Raw genomic sequence first — 23,318 nt, 5'->3', positions numbered from 1 at the left:
CAACACCTTAATTCAAAATACTCAAAACGCATTTTTATTGACAAAGCCTTTGAATACCGTAAGAAATATTATCTTTATATCTATCCACAACGACCAATTATCTATATACCAAAGGTCGTACTCAACGCGCTTCTGCATCTTATCCAAGGTATCCGTTTCACCTCGATAACCGCTAACTTGCGCCCAGCCAGTAATACCTGGCTTGACCTTGTGTCGCTGCATATACGACTCAACTAAATCTTTGTAATACTCATTATGAGCCAGCGCGTGAGGACGTGGCCCAACGATAGACATACGCCCTTGCAGTACGTTAAAAAACTGCGGTAACTCGTCCAGACTAGTACGCCGCAGAAACGCTCCGACGCGCGTCACTCGACTATCATTGCGAGAGGCCTGCGTAACGTCACCGCCACTTTCATTATGAACAACCATTGAACGAAACTTATAAACCTTAAAGTGCTTACCATTAATACCCATACGGTATTGCTTGAACAACACGGGCCCAGGCGAACTTAATTTAATAGCGATACCAATCATGAAACATAATGGCAGTATCAACAAGCTGATCAATCCACCAATCACCAAATCCTCAAGCCGCTTCAATACCTGTGCCGGCCCGTCGATGGGGCTGCAGCTCAAGTCCAAGGAATAAAGGCCGGCAATATGGCTTACCCGATGATTAAGTAATCTAATATCTCCCCATTCGGGAATAAAACGTACGGCAACCGTATGGTGGCGTAAAGCATAAAGAATTGAACGTATGGCCCCTCCCTCGCTAAGAGGCAAACACAGCCAAACTTCATGCACACTATGCTCATCTACCCTCTCAGCCAAGCACTGCAACCAGTCTTCATCAGCCCTATACTTAAGATTCGTCGCAACTCTAAACCCATAGCCATCCAATGTTCGGCCGCTGCGCAACTGCCCAGCAGACTCGCCTCCCGAGTCCACCAGCAATACTGTTTTCAAGTTCATTCCAGACGAACGCAAACGGCGTAATAACAAATACACTCCCAAGCGCAGCAACAGGCAAAAGACTCCCCCAGTCGCTAGCATCAACGAAAACCAGATTCTGGAATAATTGTCTGACACTTTGAGGAAGAATGACGATGACAGAAGTATGCCGGCGGCCGAGAACCAACAAACCAACAACACACTCAATTGTCGCCAGAATGTATATCCCCGCTGCGAACCGTAAACGCCACCAGAGGCCATGCAGACAACGACAACAATAGCGGTAATCATAGTTGCCGTATTATACCGCCCCATCATGTCAAAGGTGCCGAAACGGTACTCATGGGCCACCAACCCTGCGGCAATTACAATGAGCATATCCAGCAGCGCCACAAAAAAGGGCACAGGGTAGCGCTCCGCAAAGGTAGGCTGATAGCGATGAATAACTTGCATGTCCTTTACACAATCTCCGATATTATAGGGGTCGAATAACGCATACTAAACCCCGGCAATCTGAATACTCAAATATAAACAAAAAACAACCGGGCCAAGCGTTCTACCTACCAAGACAGGAGCCAGATTGCAAATCCAACACAGCGCCCATTATTCCATTAGAGGTCATTTTGGCTTAACCCGTCCGTATTTGTCTTCCAAACGTACAATATCATCCTCACCAAGATAGGATCCAGATTGCACCTCAATGAGTTCGAGCGGGATGACGCCTGGATTTTCAAGCGCATGGACCTGACCAATAGGTATATAGGTGGATTGATTTTCAGTGACCAAATAGGTCCTTTCACCATTGGTGACCTGCGCGGTACCGCTCACGACAATCCAATGCTCGGCGCGGTGGTGATGCATCTGAACAGACAGCTTCGCGCCTGGGTTAACAGTGATGCGCTTGACCTGATAGCGGGGGCCGTTATCAATGCAATCGTATCCCCCCCAAGGGCGATAAACCTCACGGTGGTTGGCATGCTCGTGACGCTTTATGCTTTTGAGCTGCTCAACGATTTTCTTCACATCCTGTACCTGGCTTTTATGGGTCACCAACACTGCGTCCTTGGTTTCCACTATCACCAAATCGGTTACCCCTACAGCAGCAACCAGACGATGCTCAGCATACACGTAACTACTACTAATCCCCTCATGAAGCACATCACCTACAAAGACATTTCCATCGCCATCCTTCGGACTAACGTCCCAAAGTGCAGACCATGAGCCGATGTCACTCCAGCCGGCCTCCAAAGGCACCATGACCGCATCGGCGGTCTGCTCCATCACAGCGTAATCAATCGAGTCCTCAGGGCACTTCATGAAGGACTCTGCATTGATCCGAGTAAAATGCATGTCCTGTTCTGCCCCCGCGAGAGCTTCCCGACAAGCGTTGACAATTTCAGGTCGATGCAGCGTGAGCTCTTCCAGATAGCGGCTAGCACGAAACATGAACATACCGCTATTCCAAAAATAATCCCCGGAGGCAAGATAACTCTGAGCAACTTGTAGATCGGGCTTTTCAACAAAGCGGTTAACCATATAACCATCTTGTCCGACCGATTTACCCTTCTCGATATAGCCATAGCCCGTTTCTGGAGAAGTCGGAACTACACCAAAGGTAACTAACTTACCCGATTCCGCGAAAGCCAACGCAGCCTGAACACTTGAATGAAAAGCTGGTACATCCTGAATAAGATGATCAGCTGCCAGCACGAACAGTATCGGATCCTGCTCTTCACTTATGGCCTGCAACGCAGCCAATGCAATTGCCGGAGCTGTATTGCGCCCCACGGGCTCTAGGATAATATTGGCTTGATCCATCCCCAACTGACGCAACTGCTCTGCTGCGAGAAAGCGATGCTGTTCGTTACAGATCAAGCGGGGTAAGTCTGCCCCCAAACCTTCAAGTCGCCTGATTGTCTCTTGTAGCATCGAATACTCAGAATCAATAAGCGGTAAAAACTGTTTAGGCTTGAGTTGCCGAGATAGCGGCCAAAGGCGTGATCCAGAACCACCAGCCATAATTATCGGACACAACATAAAAATTCACCTTATATAATCACTTCATGCAGATGAGTAGTGAGACTCATATGCGCTAAGCAACTGCCAGAGAGCACGCTCGTGAGTAAAGTTTTTAGAGAAGCTCAATCTAAACTTGGCATATAAAATAAAAACTATTCAACGAGCTTTTTAAACTTAAAAAAGTCGGAACACTTCTCATCCACGAACGCCTTCAATTTACTCCTAAAAACCTCAGTTGCAAATGTTTCAGCATGAGCACGAATAGCAAGCGGATCAAAAACGAAGTCAGTTTCAAATTTATTTACGGCATTCTTTATTGAGCTTTCGGTCTGTTCCTGAAAGAAAACTCCTGTCTTTCCTTCCAGGACAGTTTCAAGCGCCCCGCCTTTACCATAGGCTATTACCGGGGTACCGCAAGCCTGCGCTTCAACGGGAATAATTCCAAAATCTTCCTCAGCTGCGAAGACGAATGCCTTTGCACGTTGCATGTGATCGCGTAAAACATTAAAAGGTTGATACCCCATAATAGTCACGTTTGGACCAGCAGCCTGCTTAACCTTATTAAACTGAGGACCATCACCTATAACAATCAATTTTTTATTCGGCATTTCCGAAAAAGCCTTGACGATCAGATCCATTTTTTTATAAGGAACCATTCGTGATGCGGTAAGGTAAAAATCGCTCTTACCTTCAACCAACTCAAAATCCTCAACCGCGACATTAGGATGAATAGTTACAGACTCACGCTTATAAACTTTACTAATCCGGCGGCCAATATAGTCGCTGTTCGCGACAAAGAACTCTACGTTATTTGCTGTCCTGCTATCCCACCCTCTGATCTTGTATAACATGTACCGAGCCGCCCACCCTTTCAACCCCCGCTCCAGGCCAGACTCTGCCAGATATTGCCCCTGCATATCCCACGCATAGCGAATGGGTGAGTGGCAATAACATACATGCAGTTGATCAGGACCGGTAATGACACCTTTAGCGACTGCGTGACTGCTACTTATAACAAGATCATATCCAGAAAGGTCTAACTGCTCAATCGCAAGAGGCATCAAAGGCAAATATAGCTGATATCGGGTGCGGGCTTTGGGGAGATGTTGAATAAAGGTCGTTTTGGAAAGTTTTCCACCCAATTTTTCTCGATCACTAGCAGACAGAAAATCAACAACAGAGAAAAGATCAGCATCAGGCCAAAGATTAATAATTTCCGCCAATACTTTTTCAGCCCCAGCAAAAGTAACAAGCCAATCGTGAACTATAGCAATCTTCATATTTTTCCCTAAACACACAAATACAAAACAGAAAAGAAACCGATTACACTATCAATACATTATCCGCTGCGATCACACTTCAAAAACAAATTTGAAAAGCATAATTTTATTATTATGCCCAACAAAAGCGCCGCAATCATTGCGTACTGCCCGAGACCTGTTGTGAATAAATTCACCACTGCAAAAAAAGGTATAAACGTGCAAAAAATCAAGTACATTGGCAACCAACAAAAGTTCCGCGTTATTACATTGCGCGCCACCATGCCAATTACAATAGCAAAAAATAAACAAGCAACACCTGCGCCTAACGGGCCAAAATCATAAAGCACAGGCCCAAACAGTGTAGTGTAAACGCCCGGCCTGACTACACCCGCCGTTAAAACATCCTCAATTCTACCGAGCTCTAACAGAGACATAACAATTTTTGATGGAATATAAAAACTCTGTAAACCATACGTCGTCGCGCCGTCAGTCAATCCGCAAAGGTAAAAAAACTCGTATACCCCATGCGTAATATACTGACTAAAATGAGTAAAGGCATATACAAGCCCAGACAAGCCGGCATCACCATCGTTTGTCAGATAGTTGACAACCCCCTCACTTGCAGGGGCAAACCGTGCATAACCCGAAAGCTCCATAGACGCTATGGGATCAACTCCCATCTGCACTGTTCTTACCCAAAAAACCATACCTGCAAACCAAACCAAAGCAATCGCAGCGGTCATTCCTAAAATGATATTCCTCAAAGAAACCTTGATATATCCTGTCATCAGAACGGAAAGCAAACAAACGGCCATGAATATGACCAAACCACTTCGAGATCCTTGAAGCACCACATCGGAAACCGCAAATACAGCCGACAGAATCAGCATTGGAAAATGACTGATCCTTGGAATACCGGCACTTCTCATGAAAAAGATCAGAAATGGAAGAAATAAAAACATTGACGAGAGTACAGCTCCAATCAAGGCGACACTTTCCATACCTCCTGATGCAATCATTTCTCTGTTGGCCATAAAATCAGCGCCGATATTTCCCCCTGCCCGGATAAAAATTCGCTCGAAGATCCGAAGCGCTAATCCAAAAACCCCCATCAAAAAAACGAGCCAAATTAAAATACCTAACAGTCGCACATCAAAATGCACATAAAGCGTTTTCCCTCGCCTTCGCCCGCAAGACAAAAACATACCCATATAAAAAATCGATGTGTAGATTAAAAAAACAACAAAAGAAAAATCCCCGCCTTCATAGCTAAAATTAATCGGCGCCAACAACCAAATAAAAAAATATACAGTACCACCCATCAAAAAAATTTTATGCGGACAGAACACGGCTAGCTTCAAAACAGAAGCATTCATACTTTCACCCTTTATTTTTAGAACCAAAACTATCAACCCAGGAGCTTCGACCTAAATATGAATATAAACTGCACTGCAACCATACTAATAAAGCCTGCAAGCCATGCTATGGTGAGCGAAAACTTGTGATCCGTCCCCCCTGTAAAATAGAAACTCCCAAAGATAATTATAAAGACAATTAACCCCAAGGCCACGGCAATAGATTGTGACATGACTCTACCTGCACTACTTAGAATCCCTTCGAAAGAGGCACTGGCGGACCATAAAATCATTACTCCGGCCATCGACCAGACCAGCCATATATCATTAGAGTCGGGTAAGGGAATATTAAAAGAGCGAACAAATTGAGACGACACAGCGAAGGCAATAAGTACGGAAAATATTGCCACCAACCCTACACAGCCCAACAAAGCAAATTTCCTTTTGGTCAAATCTCCACTATAGATCCGCCTAAAATAGAAAGTGTTAATAAACTGATGAATTATAATTGCAATAGACAGCCAGCGAAAAACTATCGAAAAAGACGCTACAAGAGTCGCATCACTCACCCCTCCCATTAGCAACCTGGGTCCGGCCATAAATGCGCCCATTAATGTACCTCCAATTAAAAATTTATAACTAAGAGAGAACATTTTTTTATAGTCTTCATGATGCCAGTAATTAACACTGGGTAGATCTGATATTTTAATCAAAAGCCATAGCATAAAAAGCTCGACGGTGATCATCACGAGCATAAACCCGAGCACAAAATCCACACCCACAACCGTCAACAACAAGGACAACATTAGAGCGATATATAGAGCACTCTCTGCTAGAGATGCCCAAGCCCCCTTTCCTAGCCCCTTCAGACGAGCAGATAGCGCCAACTGCAAAACCACCATCGCACTTTGCAGTGTCACGACACCGACAAAGGAGACCTTCCAATCAATGCCTGCCACAGGTAATAGCAAAACAAAAAGCAGTGCACAAGAGCACACCAAGCAAACATACATCACGGCGGCTCTTACATAAGGAGTAAATACCCCTCCCAAGGAACCATAAGCGACAACACCATGAGCACCTAACGCCATTATCGGACCGAGGGTCATTGATAGCGAGAGCCACCATTCAAGAGCGCCATATTGGGCCTTGCTTAATAACCATGCGGCCAAAAACGGCGCAAATAATACTGAAGATTTCGAAGCACCAAATAAGACAGCATGCCCTGAAAGCCTTGTTACAAAACTATGCAATGTCAGCTCTCCGGTTTCTTATTGAAAACCGCTTCAACCAAACCATTAACTTTTACCTCTGGATAACGCTGCTTGGCCGCATCGTAATCTGACTCAATCCATCTCAGCGCTTGACTTACATACAGGCCAGGTTTAACAAGCGACTTCGAAACACAGGAAGATGCTCCGACCGTTATACCATTATTAATTGTCACTCCAGCATTGATGACGCACGCAGAACCTATATAGACGTTATTTCCAATCTTTACGCTGCCATCAACTCTAAATCTATCCAGGCCGGCGGGAGCATGAAGATACCCATGCGTCCATATTTGGCTCGCCACTCCTGCAATAGTAGTATAGTTACCCAATCGAACGCTTCGAGTACAATCAACAAGATGCTTAGATGTAATTTTAGAAAACACCCCCAGACGCAAAACAGATCGCCCCCATGTAACGCCTCGTCTTGCTCTTATTATTTTATTGAAATTACCGATTGCGGCATTCTTTCGAAGAAATACCCAGACATCACCTCTTATCTGGTTAAAATGTTGGAGATATGAGCTATCTTTCAATACCAAAGCTTTGCATGACAGGTAGTTCCCATGACCAACTTTAACCGAATCATGTAAAATGATCTTGCCACACTCAATCCAAGAGAAACCGATTTTACAACCTTTGCCAATCTCCCAACCAAGAAGCCTTAACAAGAAATTTTTCGGCATTATTGGCGGAAATACCAAGCATACAATCGCCGCAAGTTTTTTCTTCACATGCATTGCTCAGCCACTCTTATCAGATTAGCGCCAACCTTTTCTATGTTCTTCGAATCTAACACCGAAGGTAGACTGGCAGGATCAGAGATCAAACCTGGAAAGGTAGTGAAGTAGAGTTTTTTAACCAAGTCGGTTCTGCCCTTGTCGTCAGCCAACTGAAACAGCCCTGCGTCAATTCGTGCAATAACAGTTCTGACTTCCTCTACGCTGTCGGCATACGAATAGCCGACCTCATCAGACAATACTCCAGGCCCAAACTGAACAACAGGCTTGCGAGAAAGAACACTTTCAACAGCAATAGTACCGGTAACAGTACAGACGAGATGAATTCGATTGAATATCTTGTCCATTCCCATTTCAAAGGGTATTGGAACAATACGTTGGTCCTTTGAGACAAGATCTAACAGGCTATTGTTCAGCTCGTACTTTGATTTGGGGTTCAATTTTACGAGTAACTTCCACCCCAGAGGTAAGGCCTCAGCAAGGTCACTTATAAGTCGTGACTGATCCCTGTATTCCTGCCCCCACAGATCAAGATTTGACTCTGGTTGCATTTGCATGGGATATAAGAGATAGCGATATCCATCGTCAAGTTTAAATTTCGACGTACAAGTTTCACTCCAATCAATCAAAAGCCGTGACACCGCCTTGTCTAGCTTTCTTTTCCGCCAAGGAGATGGCGTATTAAATCGCTCCCCGCGAAAATAGCTCTTTATCAATACCAAGCGATTTGGAAACGAGCCATGGATTGGAAAAATACGTCCTACATCAGTAGGCAATGATGGCCGCATATATTCAGGAATTCGCTCGCGCTTGCGTATAGCCTCCGCGAGGGAATAGCACTCTTCATCCGAAGGTAAATCTGTTGATCCATCAATCGCATTCTTGGTATCGCCCAGATAAATGCTATACCGTCCGCCAGGATAACCAGGCATCGATGGATGAAAGAATGGTACGTTATTTTTCTTGCACCACTCGACCGTCATCAACTCATGAAATAACGTCGCCTCACCAATCACAAGCTCAGGTTTCTCAATTGAAAGAATACGCTCTATTTCGGCGTTGTAGTACTCATAGTGAGTAGTGTCTCCGCCGAAATAGTTAATATATCTATCCGACTTGATAACTTTTTCGAGTCCATGATTACTTGAAAGAGATTTCATATCTCTTCTCGAAGGAAAAGGTATCACATTAGCCGTGCCATTTTTAGGCATAAAACTCGGATTCTGCACTACCCAAGCTACATAATGTCCTTGCTTGATGAAATATTCAGCTAACGCATCCCAGAAAAAAGTCTTATATCTATTTTCCAACATTACTATTTTCATGAGTTAATACTTTTCTTTTCGCTCAATAAATCTAAAACCAGGACCAACGACGATCGAGTTCTCTGGAATGCTTTTACTTACAACTACACCTGCTCCAATGACCGAATTCTTGCCAATTGTAACACCAGCCAAAATGATACTATGCGCACCAATCCACACACCATCTTCGATGGTGATTGGCTTAGCTATATGCTTATAGGGCAACTCTCCATTAATATCTAAAGAGGCTGTCTCTATATGGACTCCTTGCGAAAGCCTAACTTCGCTGCCAAATGAAACAGGTGACATGGCGCCTATGACACAACCTGGACTCAACATGACTCTTCCTGAAAAGCGTATATTTTCAGGGCATTTAAAAACAACACTCCAATGACAGTTGCTTCCTTTCGGTATATCCAACAACGACCTCGCCCTCGCGAAGGTCCAAAATCTATCAAAACCAATGCCCAGAGTAATCAGCGCTCTAAAAAAGCACTTAACGATTGAAAATTGAAAAACAAATTCTGCAATATCCTTTAATGTATTCTTCATTTCACATAAAGCCGATTGACATAACCATCCAAATCCAAAATTTTACTGCTGTTCAGTTTTACTGGACTGTAGTCGTATATACCTATTGGATGAAGGGAGTACTGTGCTTGAAATAAAAGCCGTCGCTCAGTCGAAGGAAGCTGTCCTTTATGTAAACCAAACGTATTTTCTAGAAAGGCTGTCCCCCTCGTACCAGTAAAATACTTGATACCGTCCTTTCCAAAACTAGTCTCCACTTCCTCATCTGTGTATCTGCGAATTTTTCTAAATGCCGGATTTCTATGACTCCCTGGAACAAAAACATGGGGCCCTGAGTCAGAGCCTACATCCGTCAAATATATAAATAACTTAATAAACCGCAGATCATCCACATCTCGATGAAAACTCTCAGCCTCCTGAGGAGCATCATGACCGGGATAAGACCACCAGACGCTTAAGTTGGACAGCGTCGGCTTTGCACCGAGGATATTTTCAACAACTTTAAGGACTCTCTCATCATTGACCCACTTCATTGCATGTGGCGAGTTAACAATATCCTCGGTAGAAAAAGGCGCGGTGTGACAATCCGCTGGTGGCCTCTCGGGGTCGAAGTAACCGGCATCTGCATCCCAACGATCGAAAGTTTTTTTATCAGAAAACCAGTCGACCATTTCTTTGACTTCGCTCTCCCTCACTAAATTATCCAGCATTGCATAGCCCGCTTCATGTAAAGAGGCCGCATCATCCTCATAGGGAATAACAGGTAGTGATTTGCTTGGCAACCGTTTACAAGCAAGGTCAGATAACAGCTCTCTGCACTTTGGATTCATCAAGAGCCTCTGACTGAAAAAAGCAAGTCTTTTTAAGGGATACACTCGACCTATTATTTTCTTTATCTTTGTTTCAGCCATGACTCACAGTCCTTTCATCAGAAGCCAGCATTATCACTAAATTTTATATCCCAGTATCTACTAACTTAGTGCTATGCAAAAAAGCAATCCAACCCAGCTAGAGTTACCTTGTATTTCGTTCCATTACGTCGATTTACCGTAGGTCTATATCGAGACTCAAGCTATATGCGTCAAATCCTCTCCTGCGAAATATGATCAAGCAAGTTGCCAACATGCTCCTAACAGATTAAATGGCAATCAGCCCCACGCCCTTAACGCTTCAGAAAAAGTTAGGCATTGAATGGCACACCCGCTGTTTATTTGCAGCGAAGCATCAATCCGCCCCCCCCTTTCATTAAATTCACGAAGGGTTGGACTCAGCTTGAAAGGCTTTGTACAGCCATTCCGCGCGAACCCAGTCCTCGGGAGTATCTATGTCCTGCACGCGGTGACGCGGCAACAGGACGGCACTAGACTCGGGGCTGAAGATCATTTTGCCCTGTAACCATGCATCGGCGAGCCCCCAGTAGAACTGCCCGGCGTCGTGATAGCTTTCATCAAGGTCCTGAGAGCGGGTATTAAAGTACTCTGGGTAGAACATTTCGACACGTCCGGTTCCAGTCAGGCGAATTGCCCGCTGAACAGGGAATGCATAACTGGTGACTGAGAACGCATACTGGCTTCCCGACAGTTCCAGGGTGTTCAATCCGCGACGCAGATCCTCAGAACTTACAAAAGGCGCGGTGGCATATACACAACATACCTGTCGAGCGTCAAAACCGTTCGCCTTGCACCACTCGATCGCCTGCTGAATCACCGGAATAGTCCCGGTGTAATCGTCAGACAGTTCGGCCGGACGCATGAACGGAACACTGGCACCGTACTGTTGGGCAACTTCAGCTATTTCTTCGTCGTCCGTAGAAACAATTACTCTATCAAAACAACCACTTTTTAATGCCGCTTCAATCGACCAGGCGATCATCGGCTTTCCGCAAAACATTTTGATGTTTTTTCGTGGGATACGTTTGCTGCCACCCCGGGCAGGAATGACGGCCAGTCTCATACTCGCAGAGCCTTGGAGATTGCTGTCACGACCTGATCCTGCTGCTCGTTGGTCATGGTCTGGAACATTGGAATACTGATGGCTTCACGATAGTAGTCTTGCGCCACTGGGTAGTCTTCAGGCTTGAAGCCCATCCGCGCGTAATAAGGCTGAGTGTGAACCGGAATGTAATGCAGGTTTACACCAATCCCTTGTTCTCGCAAGGATTCGAATACTTGGCGGTGAGTCCGAGTAATTTTTTCCAGTTGCAGACGAATCACATAGAGGTGCAAACCCGAATAGCTGTCGACATGTTGCCACGGCGTGCTCACTGGTAATGTGGCCAGCAGATCGTTATAGCGAGCGGCCAACTCATGCCGACGAGCGATGTACTGATCCAAGCGCTCCATCTGGCTGAGGCCTAACGCTGCCTGCAGTTCGGTCATCCGGTAATTGAACCCCAGATCAATCTGTTGGTAGTACCAGGGCCCATCTGCTTCGTGGGTCATCTGCTGCGGATCACGGGTAATACCGTGACTGCGCAACAGGGCCATTTTATTGGCCAACTCGGCATTGTTGGTCATAGCCATACCACCTTCAGCGGTGGTAATAATTTTGACCGGGTGAAAACTGAATACGGTGATGTCGCTGTACTTACTGTTACCGATGAACGCCCCCTGGTATTTACCGCCAATGGCGTGCGAGGCGTCTTCGATAATCTTGAACCCATAACGGCCGGCCAGGGCGTGAATCGCCTGCATGTCGCAGGGCTGCCCACATAGATGTACTGGCACCACGACTTTTGGCAAGGTTCCTTCGCGTTCAGCCTGTTCCAGCTTACGCTCAAGCGCTTGCGGGCATAGGTTGTAGGTACGAGGGTCAATATCCACGAAGTCGACTTGCGCACCGCAATACAAACCGCAGTTGGCGGAAGCAACGAAAGTAACCGGACTCGTCCACAGGCGGTCGCCGGGACCAAGACCCAGTGCAAGGCAAGCAATGTGCAGCGCCGAAGTGGCACTGTTCACCGCTAGCGCATGACTGGCGCCTACATGGCGCGCAACCTGTTGCTCAAAGCGAGGCACCATCGGGCCTTGAGTGAGAAAGTCCGATTGCAACACCCCAACCACCGCATCAATGTCAGCTTGGGTTACGTCCTGGCGACCATAGGGAATCATGGATCAGATGCTCCCAATCTTGGCTTCGTTGACGGTGATCCAATTCTGCAGATCTTCGTCACTCATCCACTCGGTATTATTGTCACTGGCATAAACAAAACCTTCAGGGACTTTCTTGCCATCCTTGATCCGTTTCGCGCAGGTTGCCCACTCGTTGATCACTGGCAGGATCTTGAAGTGCTCTGGGTACTCGTAGGTGTAATAGGAGTCTTCGGCGCTGATCATCTGCTCATGCAGTTTCTCCCCTGGACGGATGCCGACGATTTTTTGGGTGGCGTCCGGTGCAACGACACGGGCAAGATCAGTGACCTTCATGGACGGGATCTTTTTCACGTAGATCTCACCGCCCTCCATGTCTTCAAATGCATGCCAAACCAGCTCGACGCCCTCTTCCAGAGAGATCATGAACCGGGTCATGCGCTCGTCGGTAATAGGTAGTTCGCCACTGTCCTTGATCGACATGAAGAAGGGGATTACCGAGCCACGCGAGCCCATGACATTGCCGTAGCGCACTACTGCCATACGCGTCTCATGGCCCCCGGCATAGGAGTTACCGGCAACGAAAAGTTTGTCGGATGCCAGCTTAGTTGCGCCATACAAGTTGATCGGGCTGCTGGCCTTGTCGGTGGACAATGCGACAACGCGTTTGATGCCTTTGTCGATGCAGGCATCGATCAGGTTCATCGCACCGTTGATGTTGGTCTTGATGCACTCGAACGGGTTGTATTCGGCAGTGGGTACAATTTTGGTCGCAGCCGCATGAACCACATAGTCAACACCATCAAGGGCCCGATACAGGCGCTCTTTGTCGCGAACGTCGCCGATAAAGAAGCGAACACGTGAGTCACCCTCGAATTTTTTGGCCATGTCCCACTGCTTCATTTCATCCCGAGAGAAGATGATGATCTTTTTCGGGTTGTACTTGGCTAAAGTCATGGGCACAAAGGTGTTACCGAAAGAACCAGTACCGCCTGTGATGAGAATGGTTTTGTTGGTGAACATTAACGCGTCCCTTGGTTGCTTCCCGAGCGAAGTCAGGATTGGAATAAACGGTAAGGTGCGGAGTCAGGCAGTAGAGCCCCCATGACTTCCAGCCCAATACGAAAAAAAGCTGATATACAACTCTACTGGTACAGCCAGTTGCGACCAGTATTGCGCAAACCTCCAAGTTGTCAGGATGAAAATCCTCAGACTGGCATATGGCGATGAATCATCGGCCGCTCAACGCCTTGGGCACATATAGCCTGCGGGCAGGAACCGTGGACTCTCTGGCCCGGGGCACGCTACCGCCCCAGGATTTACCGTTGGCTTCCTGAGAACGCAAACACCTATCATTCTTCCCCTCCCGTATCTGAAGCCATCCATTGCTAGGCAGAAACGATATTTGCCAACGGTACACTGATTTGCCGTTGACGGTTCAGCATGTTGATGAGCAGGATGACTCGCTCCTCCCCTTCCATCGCCATGAACACGGCGTCGATCTCAGAGAGGCCACTGTCAAGGATGCGAACATTGTCGCCGACGTTAAAAATCTTTTTTACTTCGGATTCTGATCGCTGTTGCAGTTGGTAAATCAGGTCATCGGCTACGCGCAATGGCTGCCCGCCAAAAGCGACTACCCGAGCAATGCCGCGGGTTGAACGCAATGGTGCCCAACTGGCTTCGTTAGACATCTGAATAAATAGATAACCAGGGAACAGCGATTCAATGCTTGTCTGCCGCTGTCCGCGCACGATGCGTTCGCGCCTGCACGTCGGACGCGCACATTCGTAGCCTTGTCGGCTAAGGTTGTCTTCGGCGCGCTCGTCCTGACGAGGTTTGCATTGCACCAGGTACCAATTTCGAGTCTGAATCATCAGGTGTCTTGGCATCGCGATCTAGTTTTCATTTCCCACTCTATCTCAAGCGCTTAGCTTGGTCGAAATTATGCCTGCTATCGCCCCACATGGCTTTAAGGTAATTATACGTCCACCCGAACGCATACCGCTGCCTGAGAAAACATGCGCAGGCGGCAGATTTCGCGAGATACCGATTTTTCTGATGCTGGGGCTGACAGCTTATGGTGATTAGCTGACCAAAGTAGCAGCGTCATAAGCTTCGGTGCCCCCGGCAAAGGTCAGCTTTTTGAAACCTACCAAAAGAAAGCAAGGCAGACACCCGAAATGTCCGGCGCGCACAGACCAAGGCAAAAGCGCATTGCCCTCTGATTAATCGCGGCACACTGCTATGCGCCCTATTCGCCTGAGCCTGTCAGTCGACTGCGCAAAAAACGCAGTCGACTGACAGGCTCAGGTTGGCACCAACATAACATTGATGACGCGATCGAGTGCCGTAGCACTATGGTGAAAACCGTTCGAAAATGAGATGACCTTGCAGCCAAAGAGCAGCTAACCCCCCATCAGTCGTTCGAAGGTTATCCCTTGACAGCCTTTTGGTGATCAGAAACCCGAGCCAAACCGAACCGAACCAACGCGAGCCCGCCCCCTAATATCAAGCCGGCAATAAAACCCAGCACTAAAATCAAAGCCTTTTTAGGTTTTATCGGACTCTCCGGCACTTCAACACTACCATCCTGCCGATAAACCGAAATCCTTTCAGGATCAACATTCAACTTACGATAAAAACCATACTGCATCTGCAGCGGTCGTAAATCAGCGATAAATGCATCATCAGAAGACCTGGACTCCAGCGCATTGATTTCCGCCGCCAGTGCTTTGCTGCCCCGCTGGTAATCCATTTTATCGCCGGTCTCTACCGTGATATCCACCGCTGCAGAAGAGTTGGTTATCGGCGAGGTCAAACCGATTGCTTCAGCGATCTTCAACGCCTCCCGCAACTGCTGAATCCGGTCCTCGCGGACTCGCTGCGCTGTCTCGCGCAAGCTCACAATTTGCTGTTCAAGGTTACGCGCATTTACCGACGCCTCGGTGGTCACGTTCTTGACCAGCTCCGACTCAGCAGCCTCACTGGCGTGTTGGACGTAGATCTTTGCCCATTCGGTGGCCTGAGCAGGGTCCCCACCTTGAACGGCCACCGAAAAGCGATCTGGCGTATCTTTTCCCGGCCCTTTGATCACCAGCTCTCGGGAAAAACGCGCGTACAAACGGTCGAGCGCACCCTGTCGCTGAGACTCATCGAGAGAGGGAAGATAAATTTCATTGAAGAACTTCTGACGCAGGGACTCGCCTTGAAGGTTTCTGGCAAAAACGTCATAAACATACTTGATCGAATAAGGCTCCAGCTCAGTGCTTTTCCCGCGACCAAAATTCAGCTCGGCTATATCATTCTGCGTTGGCGGCATGATGAAAAGCTTGGACTCATAGACCGGCTTACTGAGAAACGCATACGCAGCCGCACCCACCGTGACTAAAAGAGTCACCCCAATGATCAGCCATTTCTGGGACCAAAGACCTTGAGCGAGGGCAATAAGGTCAATCTCATCAGAGCGATGGGTTTCGACTGGATTATTTTGCATTTGAGGCCTCGCTTGCTTTTTTTGACATGGCGCCCGCATACAAACTGGACGCGCCAAAAGGCAGAACGATCAGGCACTCGGCGGATACCGCGGCAAACTGAGTTAAATTAAACACGATCAAAACACACCCAAAAGCCAAAAAAATTGCAGACAGTGATCCTTCACACAAAGGCTTCCGGGCTCACGCATCCATTATTTCAACCGCCGACGCTGCCCCACGAACCACGCAAGCAACGGGCCAGCCATCATACCAGCGAGAAGTGCCACTAGCACGCAAACTGAAACAGGAAGTTGCGGGGCCGACCAGCCCAGGAACAACAGCGCGACAGGCTGGGTATTCTCAAGCACGAACAGAACGATGGCTGCAGCCACTAGCAACGCGAGCACGACAAGAGCAAAACGTTTAAAGCTGCGCATGAATTTCCCCTTGCATAGTCGCCTCCTTACAACTCATCCCCCTCCTCCTCATTGACACGATCCCGCAGCTCTTTGCCCGGCTTGAAATGCGGAACGAACTTTCCGTCCAGGCTCACAGACTGACCCGTTTTCGGATTGCGACCCACACGCGGGGCACGGTAATGGAGGGAGAAGCTGCCAAAGCCACGGATCTCGATGCGATCTCCGGTCGCCAGGCACTGGGACATTTGCTCAAGCATGGTCTTGATGGCCAGCTCTACATCTTTGGATGAGAGTAGCCCTTGATGGGTGACAATTCGTTCGATCAACTCCGACTTCGTCATATTTTTCCCTTCTTTTTCAAGCAGCTAGGAAAATCGCTTGAAAAGGTTTTAGCATGACCGGAAGAATTTGAACAGCCCGAGTATTGACATATCTTCATCCTGTCGTATTTGCCCCGCTTCTGCACAAGCCTTGCGCTTGAGCACATTCAGCGACAAATGACCAACATCGTGCGGGTCAGGTAACCCGCTGGATTGAAGCCGAAAGGGTATTGATCTTCGTCCTTGGCATCATCGGAGCGGGTGATGACTTTGTACCCGGCGCCCTTGCACTCCTTCGCAGCGCGCTTGTGGCATTTTTCCCAGCCTGCCCCCAGGCCGGAACAATCGACCTCGATACCACTGACGCCACGCACCGCATGGGTCTTGGCACTTGTGGTGCAACCCGCCAAGGTCAATACCGCGAATACCAGGATGAGCCTGTTCATTCGTCTCCTTAAATAGCCAGCACCCGACTGGGTGGTGTCTGATCTGACCCTATCGCGAGCAGCCTCCCCCACATTGGCCCGGGGAGACCAGGGCATCCACAGTCTAACCTTGAATAGGTGATTGATCTGCTTAAAGAAAGAGACAGTTAGGTTGCAGGATTGGTTTCACTGCCGAGCCAGACAGAGGAGCTAACTTACAGACAGGTCAGCTTTTCCCGAATTGCGCCCACAAAAAAGGGCGACCGAAGTCGCCCTTTTTCTATGGTCTGACAGAACTCAGTTCTGCTTTTCCATTTGTGCACGCAGCAGGTCGCCCAGAGTGGTAGGACCAGCAGCGATGCTATCCGAAGGCTTGTCTTTCAAGCTTTGGATGGCTTCTTTCTCTTCAGCATCGTCTTTCGACTTGATGGAGAGCTGGATTACACGGCTCTTGCGGTCAACGCTGATGATCTTGGCTTCTACTTCCTGGCCTTCTTTCAGAACGTTACGCGCGTCTTCAACGCGGTCACGGCTGATTTCGGAGGCTTTCAGAGTCGCTTCGATATCGTCGGCCAGGGTGATGATGGCGCCTTTAGCGTCAACTTCTTTCACGATGCCCTTAACGATTGCGCCTTTGTCGTTCTCTTGAACGTACTCGGAGAACGGATCGCTTTCCAGCTGCTTGATACCCAGGGAGATGCGCTCGCGCTCTGGGTCAACCGACAGGATAACGGTGTCCAGCTCGTCGCCCTTCTTGAAGCGGCGTACGGCTTCTTCGCCCACTTCGTTCCAGGAGATGTCGGACAGGTGAACCAGGCCGTCGATGCCGCCGTCCAGACCAATGAAGATACCGAAATCGGTGATCGACTTGATGGTGCCGGAGATTTTATCGCCCTTGTTGAACTGGCCAGAGAAATCTTCCCATGGGTTGGATTTGCACTGCTTGATGCCCAGGGAGATACGACGACGCTCTTCGTCGATGTCCAGAACCATGACTTCCACTTCGTCGCCGACTTGTACGACTTTCGAAGGGTGGATGTTCTTGTTGGTCCAGTCCATTTCGGAAACGTGTACCAGACCTTCAACGCCTTCTTCCAGCTCAGCGAAGCAGCCGTAGTCGGTGAGGTTGGTAACACGAGCGGTGACGCGGGTGCTTTCTGGGTAACGGGCTTTGATAGCAACCCATGGATCTTCACCCAGTTGCTTGAGGCCCAGGGAAACACGATTGCGCTCGCGATCGTACTTCAGAACCTTGACATCGATCTCGTCGCCAACGTTGACGATTTCCGAAGGATGCTTGATACGCTTCCAGGCCATGTCGGTGATGTGCAGCAGGCCATCGACGCCACCCAGATCGACGAATGCGCCGTAATCGGTGAGGTTCTTGACGATACCCTTGACCTGCTGGCCTTCCTGCAGCGATTCCAGCAGAGCTTCACGCTCGGCGGAGTTCTCGGCTTCCAGGACACTGCGACGGGAAACGACAACGTTGTTGCGCTTCTGGTCCAGCTTGATGACCTTGAATTCCAGCTCTTTACCTTCCAGGTGCGTGGTGTCGCGCACTGGACGAACGTCAACCAGGGAACCTGGCAGGAACGCACGGATGCCGTTAACGTCGACAGTGAAGCCGCCTTTAACCTTACCGTTGATAACGCCCTTGACCACTTCCTCAGCTGCGAAAGCCGCTTCGAGAACGATCCAGCATTCAGCGCGCTTGGCTTTTTCACGGGACAGCTTGGTTTCACCAAAGCCATCTTCAACCGAGTCCAGCGCAACGTGAACTTCGTCACCGACGTTGATGTTCAGTTCGCCAGCGTCGTTGTAGAACTGCTCAAGCGGGATGAGTGCTTCAGACTTCAGACCAGCGTGAACGGTTACCCAGCGAGCTTGGTAATCGATATCAACGATAACACCGGTGATGATGGAGCCTGCCTGAAGGTTCAGGGTTTTCAGGCTTTCTTCAAAGAGTTCCGCAAAGCTTTCGCTCATTTTAATTCCTGTTGATTAGGGCGAAGAATACGCCCGCCTCCACACCCCAGACGGTGTGGGTTAGTTTCATATAAAAGAAGCGCCGCAGGACTATGACTGGTCCCCTGCGCAGCTTCCTGGTCACCCGGCGATATCGCGAATGGCGATCTCGCTCATGATGCGTTGCAACACCTGGTCGATGGACAACTCCGTGGAATCCAGCTGTATCGCGTCAGCCGCCGGTTTGAGCGGGGCTACTGCGCGCTGGGTGTCACGCTCGTCGCGTGCACGGATCTCATCTAGCAGACTCGACAGACTAACATCCTCGCCTTTGCCCTTCAACTGCAAATATCGGCGACGAGCCCTCTCCTCGGCACTGGCGGTGAGGAAAATCTTCAGCGGGGCATCGGGAAACACCACGGTACCCATGTCGCGGCCATCGGCCACCAGCCCTGGCGGCTCCTGGAAAGCGCGCTGGCGCTGTAGCAACGCCTCGCGCACCGCCGGCAGCGCGGCGACCTGGGAGGCCCCGGCCCCCACGCTTTCGGTACGAATGACATTGCTGACTTCGTCACCCTCCAGAATGATGCGCTGCAGCTGACCGTCGGTCGCCGCGATGAACTGCACGTCCAAATGCGCAGCCAGGGCCTTGAGCAGCTCTTCGTTGGTCAGATCGACGCCATGATTGGCGGCGGCGAACGCCAGCAGGCGATACAACGCACCCGAATCGAGCAGGTTCCAGCCCAATTGTTTGGCCAGGATTCCGGCGATGGTGCCTTTGCCTGAACCGCTTGGGCCATCGATGGTGATGACCGGTGCCTTGATGTTCACGACTGTGCCTCTTGTGCTACTCGAATACCGACCTGGGCACACAGCGCCAGGAAGTTCGGGAACGACGTCGCGACGTTGGCGCAATCATGGATGCGGATCGGCGCACTGGCGCGCAAAGACGCAACACTGAAGGCCATGGCGATACGGTGATCGCCGTGACCATGGACTTCGCCGCCGCCGATCTGGCCGCCGTCGATGATAATGCCGTCCGGCGTCGGCTGGCATTTCACGCCCAACGCGATCAGGCCATCAGCCATCACCTGGATACGATCCGATTCCTTGACCCGCAGCTCTTCGGCGCCGGTCAGCACGGTGCGCCCTTCGGCACAGGCCGCCGCCACGAACAGCACCGGGAATTCGTCGATAGCCAGTGGCACCAGCGCTTCGGGAATCTCGATACCCTTGAGTTTAGCTGCTCGTACGCGCAGATCTGCAACCGGCTCGCCGCCCACTTCACGCTGGTTTTCCAGGGTGATGTCAGCGCCCATCAGGCGCAGGATGTCGATCACGCCGGTACGGGTCGGGTTGATGCCCACATGCTCAAGCACCAGCTCGGAGCCTTCGGCAATCGAAGCAGCCACCAGGAAGAACGCCGAGGACGAGATATCGCCCGGTACTTCAATGTGGGTCGCGGTCAGTTTGCTGCCGGACTCGACGGAGGCCGTGGCACCGTTGACCGTGACCGGGTAGCCGAAGCCGCGCAGCATGCGCTCGGTGTGGTCGCGGGTCGGGGCCGGCTCGGTGACCGTGGTCTTGCCTTCGGCATAGAGACCGGCCAGCAGCAGGCAGGATTTCACCTGGGCGCTGGCCATCGGCATGGTGTAGGTCAGGCCCTTGAGCTTGTTGCCACCGCGAATGATCATGGGCGGGCGACCTTCGGCCGCCGTCTCGATCACCGCACCCATTTCCCGCAGGGGGTTGGCCACGCGATTCATCGGCCGCTTGGACAGCGAAGCGTCACCGGTCAGGGTACTGTCGAAATCCTGGGCGGCCAGCAGGCCGGACAGCAGGCGCATCGACGTGCCGGAGTTGCCCAGGTAGATCGGGCCCGGGGCAGGCTTGAGGCCGTGCAGGCCAACACCATGGATGGTCACGCGACCGTGATGCGGGCCTTCGATGACCACGCCCATGTCGCGGAACGCTTGCAGCGTCGCCAGGGCGTCTTCACCTTCGAGAAAGCCTTCCACTTCGGTCACGCCTTCGGCCAGGGAGCCGAGCATGATCGAACGGTGGGAAATCGATTTATCGCCCGGTACACGAATACGCCCACTCAGGGAGCCACCAGGTTGTGCCAGGAAAATCAGATCGTTGGAGTTCATAGCGTCCACATAGGCCCGACGGGCCAGGATTTTACTGAAATGCTCGCGGGCCACCCTGGCGCGTGTGAAAACGCCCAGCAATTGGTGCCCGTCCCCTGCATCGACCGCGTCGCGCAAGGCGTCGAGGTCGCTGCGAAATGTATCGAGTGTGCGCAGGACAGCTTCGCGGTTGGCGAGGAAGATGTCGTGCCACATGACCGGGTCGCTACCGGCGATTCTCGTGAAATCGCGGAAACCGCCGGCAGCGTAACGGAAGATCTCGAGATTTTCATTGCGTTTGGCCAATGAATCCACCAAACCAAACGCCAACAGGTGCGGCAAATGGCTGGTGGCGGCCAATACTTCATCGTGGCGCTCGACCTGCATGTGCTCGACGTCCGCACCCAGCTCGCGCCACAAGCGATCCACCACCGCCAGCGCAGCCGGGTCGGTCTGATCCAGTGGCGTCAATATCACTTTGTGGCGGCGAAACAGGTCGGCGTTGGAGGCTTCCACCCCGCTCTGCTCGGAACCGGCAATCGGATGACCGGGCACAAAGCGCGCCGGCATCCCGCCGAAGGCTTCAGTGGCCGCCCGCACGACATTGCCCTTGGCACTGCCGACGTCCGTGAGAATCGCCTGCCCCAGGTCCATGGCCGCCAGGCGTGCCAGCAGTTTCTCCATGGCCAGGATCGGCACGGCCAACTGGATCACGTCCGCACCCTGGCAAGCAATCGCCAGGTCGTCCTCGCAGCGATCCACCACCCCCAGCTCCACCGCCAACCGGCGTGACTGCGGGTCTAGATCGACACCCACCACTTCACGACACAGACCGTTTTCGCGCAGGCCTTTGGCGAACGAGCCGCCGATCAACCCCAGGCCGACCACCACCAGGCGACCGATCATAGGGGTAGCAGGTTGCAGTGAAGTGACATCAACCACGAGCCAGAACCTTGCTCAACGCCTCTAGGAAACGGCTGTTTTCCGCAGGCAGGCCAATGGTGACGCGCAGGTGGTTCGGCATGCCGTAGTTGGCCACCGGACGCACGATCACACCCTCGCGCAGCAAGCCCTGGAACACCGGAGCTGCGACACAGCCCAGATCGACGCAAATGAAATTGCCTTTCGATGGAATCCAGCCCAGGCCCAGCTCACGGAGCCCGGCTTCCAACTGCTGCATGCCAGCCTCGTTCAGGCGGCGACTTTCGGCCAGGTAGGCGTCGTCCCCCAGCGCAGCGCAGGCAGCGGCCAGAGCAAAGCTGTTGACGTTGAACGGCTGACGCACGCGGTTGAGCACATCGGCCACCACCGCGGTGGACAGGCCGTAGCCGACCCGCAGCGACGCCAGGCCATAGGCTTTGGAGAACGTGCGCGAAACCAGCAGGTTCGGGTAGGCGGCGAGAAAATCCAGGCCATCGGGCAAATCGCTGCCTTCGGCGTATTCGATGTAGGCCTCATCCAGCACCACCAGCACATGCGCGGGCACGTCCTGCAGGAAGTCGTCCAGCGCCTGGGCGTCGAACCAGGTGCCGGTCGGATTGTTTGGATTGGCGATGAAGACTACCCGCGTGTTGGCGTCGATGGCCGCCAGCATGGCGGGCAGGTCGTGCCCCCAATCCTTGGCCGGCACCACATGGGCGTCGGCGCCAACGGCCTGGGTGGCGATCGGGTAGACCGCAAACGCATGCTCGCTGAACACGGCATTGAGGCCCGGCGCCAGGTAGGCACGCGCTACCAGCTCGAGAATGTCATTGGACCCGTTACCCAGGGTCACCTGACTCAGCTCGACGCCACAGCGCTCGGCCAGCAGGCTTTTGAGGGCGAAACCGTTGCCGTCGGGATAACGGGTCAGTTCGGCCAGTTCGTCACGGATCGCCTCCAGCGCCTTGGGGCTCGCGCCCAAAGGGTTTTCGTTGCTGGCCAGCTTGACGATGCTGGCCGGGTCCAGATCCAGCTCACGGGCCAATTCGTCCACCGGCTTGCCTGGAACGTAAGGCGAGAGTTGTTGCACGCCTGGCTGAGCCAGAGCGAGGAAGTTGCCACTCATTAGCTATCC

Annotated in this window: 21 protein-coding genes; all 21 read right to left on the bottom strand. The window is 50.9% G+C overall.

Translation table 11 applies throughout. The features are described from left to right. Positions 1-21: 21 nt before the first annotated feature. The 21 genes from BM132_RS21180 to hisC all read right to left on the bottom strand — a co-directional run bounded on the left by BM132_RS21180 (position 22) and on the right by hisC (position 23,309). Positions 22-1,407 (bottom strand): undecaprenyl-phosphate glucose phosphotransferase, encoded by a 1,386-nt coding sequence (locus tag BM132_RS21180; RefSeq protein WP_092458534.1) that lies wholly within the window; start codon positions 1,405-1,407, stop codon positions 22-24. 165 nt (positions 1,408-1,572) lie between these two features. Beyond that, positions 1,573-2,991, bottom strand: a complete 1,419-nt coding sequence (locus tag BM132_RS21175; protein WP_092458532.1) for a mannose-1-phosphate guanylyltransferase/mannose-6-phosphate isomerase — start codon at positions 2,989-2,991, stop codon at positions 1,573-1,575. Between the two features lie 134 nt (positions 2,992-3,125). After that, positions 3,126-4,253, bottom strand: coding sequence for a glycosyltransferase family 4 protein (locus BM132_RS21170; protein ID WP_092458530.1), 1,128 nt, complete (start codon positions 4,251-4,253; stop codon positions 3,126-3,128). 59 nt (positions 4,254-4,312) lie between these two features. Then, positions 4,313-5,611, bottom strand: a complete 1,299-nt coding sequence (locus BM132_RS21165; RefSeq protein ID WP_092458528.1) for a hypothetical protein — start codon at positions 5,609-5,611, stop codon at positions 4,313-4,315. 32 nt (positions 5,612-5,643) lie between these two features. After that, positions 5,644-6,843 carry a hypothetical protein gene (locus BM132_RS21160; protein WP_143092379.1) on the bottom strand — a complete coding sequence of 400 codons (1,200 nt, stop codon included), beginning with the start codon at positions 6,841-6,843 and terminating at the stop codon, positions 5,644-5,646. A 2-nt stretch (positions 6,844-6,845) separates the two neighbouring features. Continuing rightward, positions 6,846-7,601 carry an acyltransferase gene (locus BM132_RS28235; RefSeq protein ID WP_143092378.1) on the bottom strand — a complete coding sequence of 252 codons (756 nt, stop codon included), beginning with the start codon at positions 7,599-7,601 and terminating at the stop codon, positions 6,846-6,848. Continuing rightward, complete coding sequence (locus BM132_RS28230) at positions 7,592-8,926, bottom strand: hypothetical protein (RefSeq protein ID WP_143092377.1); 1,335 nt, start codon at positions 8,924-8,926, stop codon at positions 7,592-7,594. The genes BM132_RS28235 and BM132_RS28230 overlap by 10 nt, the downstream gene beginning before the upstream one ends. A gap of 3 nt (positions 8,927-8,929) precedes the next feature. Beyond that, a complete protein-coding gene (locus tag BM132_RS21145; RefSeq protein WP_092458517.1) occupies positions 8,930-9,457 on the bottom strand; it encodes an acyltransferase in 528 nt (175 codons plus the stop codon). Beyond that, positions 9,454-10,347 carry a phytanoyl-CoA dioxygenase family protein gene (locus tag BM132_RS21140; protein WP_092458514.1) on the bottom strand — a complete coding sequence of 298 codons (894 nt, stop codon included), beginning with the start codon at positions 10,345-10,347 and terminating at the stop codon, positions 9,454-9,456. Before BM132_RS21140 ends, BM132_RS21145 begins: the two co-directional genes overlap by 4 nt. Positions 10,348-10,687: 340 nt before the next feature. Further along, positions 10,688-11,389: a pseudaminic acid cytidylyltransferase gene (gene pseF, locus BM132_RS21135; RefSeq protein WP_092458511.1), complete on the bottom strand. Its 702-nt coding sequence runs from the start codon at positions 11,387-11,389 to the stop codon at positions 10,688-10,690. Then, complete coding sequence (gene pseC / locus BM132_RS21130; protein ID WP_092458508.1) at positions 11,386-12,546, bottom strand: UDP-4-amino-4,6-dideoxy-N-acetyl-beta-L-altrosamine transaminase; 1,161 nt, start codon at positions 12,544-12,546, stop codon at positions 11,386-11,388. The genes pseF and pseC overlap by 4 nt, the downstream gene beginning before the upstream one ends. A gap of 3 nt (positions 12,547-12,549) precedes the next feature. Next, positions 12,550-13,548 carry a UDP-N-acetylglucosamine 4,6-dehydratase (inverting) gene (pseB, locus tag BM132_RS21125; protein ID WP_092458505.1) on the bottom strand — a complete coding sequence of 333 codons (999 nt, stop codon included), beginning with the start codon at positions 13,546-13,548 and terminating at the stop codon, positions 12,550-12,552. Between the two features lie 365 nt (positions 13,549-13,913). After that, entirely contained in the window at positions 13,914-14,402 is a 489-nt protein-coding gene (gene rfaH, locus BM132_RS21120; RefSeq protein WP_231990598.1) for a transcription/translation regulatory transformer protein RfaH, read from the bottom strand. A gap of 557 nt (positions 14,403-14,959) precedes the next feature. Further along, entirely contained in the window at positions 14,960-16,021 is a 1,062-nt protein-coding gene (locus BM132_RS21115; protein WP_092458502.1) for an LPS O-antigen chain length determinant protein WzzB, read from the bottom strand. Positions 16,022-16,213: 192 nt separating this feature from the next. Continuing rightward, positions 16,214-16,438, bottom strand: a complete 225-nt coding sequence (locus BM132_RS21110; RefSeq protein ID WP_092458498.1) for a LapA family protein — start codon at positions 16,436-16,438, stop codon at positions 16,214-16,216. Between the two features lie 26 nt (positions 16,439-16,464). Further along, a complete protein-coding gene (gene ihfB, locus BM132_RS21105; protein ID WP_003199243.1) occupies positions 16,465-16,761 on the bottom strand; it encodes an integration host factor subunit beta in 297 nt (98 codons plus the stop codon). A gap of 146 nt (positions 16,762-16,907) precedes the next feature. Continuing rightward, positions 16,908-17,186, bottom strand: coding sequence for a hypothetical protein (locus BM132_RS21100; protein WP_092458495.1), 279 nt, complete (start codon positions 17,184-17,186; stop codon positions 16,908-16,910). 276 nt (positions 17,187-17,462) lie between these two features. After that, positions 17,463-19,154: a 30S ribosomal protein S1 gene (rpsA, locus tag BM132_RS21095; protein ID WP_007899744.1), complete on the bottom strand. Its 1,692-nt coding sequence runs from the start codon at positions 19,152-19,154 to the stop codon at positions 17,463-17,465. 120 nt (positions 19,155-19,274) lie between these two features. Then, positions 19,275-19,964 (bottom strand): (d)CMP kinase, encoded by a 690-nt coding sequence (gene cmk, locus BM132_RS21090; protein ID WP_047226311.1) that lies wholly within the window; start codon positions 19,962-19,964, stop codon positions 19,275-19,277. Continuing rightward, complete coding sequence (locus BM132_RS21085; RefSeq protein ID WP_256244293.1) at positions 19,961-22,168, bottom strand: bifunctional prephenate dehydrogenase/3-phosphoshikimate 1-carboxyvinyltransferase; 2,208 nt, start codon at positions 22,166-22,168, stop codon at positions 19,961-19,963. The genes cmk and BM132_RS21085 overlap by 4 nt, the downstream gene beginning before the upstream one ends. Before the next feature lie 28 nt (positions 22,169-22,196). Then, positions 22,197-23,309 (bottom strand): histidinol-phosphate transaminase, encoded by a 1,113-nt coding sequence (hisC, locus tag BM132_RS21080; RefSeq protein ID WP_092458489.1) that lies wholly within the window; start codon positions 23,307-23,309, stop codon positions 22,197-22,199. Positions 23,310-23,318 lie beyond the last annotated feature (9 nt).

The sequence above is a fragment of the Pseudomonas sp. NFACC45 genome (assembly GCF_900113505.1).
Taxonomy (GTDB): domain Bacteria; phylum Pseudomonadota; class Gammaproteobacteria; order Pseudomonadales; family Pseudomonadaceae; genus Aquipseudomonas; species Aquipseudomonas tehranensis.
Note: the sequence above shows the minus strand (reverse complement) of the source record. Positions and strands in the feature narration are given on the sequence as shown.

Bases quoted from the DNA above. Each gene is read 5' to 3' on its own strand.
- BM132_RS21180 (WP_092458534.1), bottom strand. From the start codon at position 1,407: ATGCAAGTTATTCATCGCTATCAGCCTACCTTTGCGGAGCGCTACCCT.
- BM132_RS21175 (WP_092458532.1), bottom strand. From the start codon at position 2,991: ATGTTGTGTCCGATAATTATGGCTGGTGGTTCTGGATCACGCCTTTGG.
- BM132_RS21170 (WP_092458530.1), bottom strand. From the start codon at position 4,253: ATGAAGATTGCTATAGTTCACGATTGGCTTGTTACTTTTGCTGGGGCT.
- BM132_RS21165 (WP_092458528.1), bottom strand. From the start codon at position 5,611: ATGAATGCTTCTGTTTTGAAGCTAGCCGTGTTCTGTCCGCATAAAATT.
- BM132_RS28235 (WP_143092378.1), bottom strand. From the start codon at position 7,601: ATGCATGTGAAGAAAAAACTTGCGGCGATTGTATGCTTGGTATTTCCG.
- BM132_RS28230 (WP_143092377.1), bottom strand. From the start codon at position 8,926: ATGAAAATAGTAATGTTGGAAAATAGATATAAGACTTTTTTCTGGGAT.
- BM132_RS21145 (WP_092458517.1), bottom strand. From the start codon at position 9,457: ATGAAGAATACATTAAAGGATATTGCAGAATTTGTTTTTCAATTTTCA.
- BM132_RS21140 (WP_092458514.1), bottom strand. From the start codon at position 10,347: ATGGCTGAAACAAAGATAAAGAAAATAATAGGTCGAGTGTATCCCTTA.
- pseF (WP_092458511.1), bottom strand. From the start codon at position 11,389: ATGAGACTGGCCGTCATTCCTGCCCGGGGTGGCAGCAAACGTATCCCA.
- pseC (WP_092458508.1), bottom strand. From the start codon at position 12,546: ATGATTCCCTATGGTCGCCAGGACGTAACCCAAGCTGACATTGATGCG.
- pseB (WP_092458505.1), bottom strand. From the start codon at position 13,548: ATGTTCACCAACAAAACCATTCTCATCACAGGCGGTACTGGTTCTTTC.
- rfaH (WP_231990598.1), bottom strand. From the start codon at position 14,402: ATGATTCAGACTCGAAATTGGTACCTGGTGCAATGCAAACCTCGTCAG.
- BM132_RS21115 (WP_092458502.1), bottom strand. From the start codon at position 16,021: ATGCAAAATAATCCAGTCGAAACCCATCGCTCTGATGAGATTGACCTT.
- BM132_RS21110 (WP_092458498.1), bottom strand. From the start codon at position 16,438: ATGCGCAGCTTTAAACGTTTTGCTCTTGTCGTGCTCGCGTTGCTAGTG.
- ihfB (WP_003199243.1), bottom strand. From the start codon at position 16,761: ATGACGAAGTCGGAGTTGATCGAACGAATTGTCACCCATCAAGGGCTA.
- BM132_RS21100 (WP_092458495.1), bottom strand. From the start codon at position 17,186: ATGAACAGGCTCATCCTGGTATTCGCGGTATTGACCTTGGCGGGTTGC.
- rpsA (WP_007899744.1), bottom strand. From the start codon at position 19,154: ATGAGCGAAAGCTTTGCGGAACTCTTTGAAGAAAGCCTGAAAACCCTG.
- BM132_RS21085 (WP_256244293.1), bottom strand. From the start codon at position 22,168: ATGATCGGTCGCCTGGTGGTGGTCGGCCTGGGGTTGATCGGCGGCTCG.
- hisC (WP_092458489.1), bottom strand. From the start codon at position 23,309: ATGAGTGGCAACTTCCTCGCTCTGGCTCAGCCAGGCGTGCAACAACTC.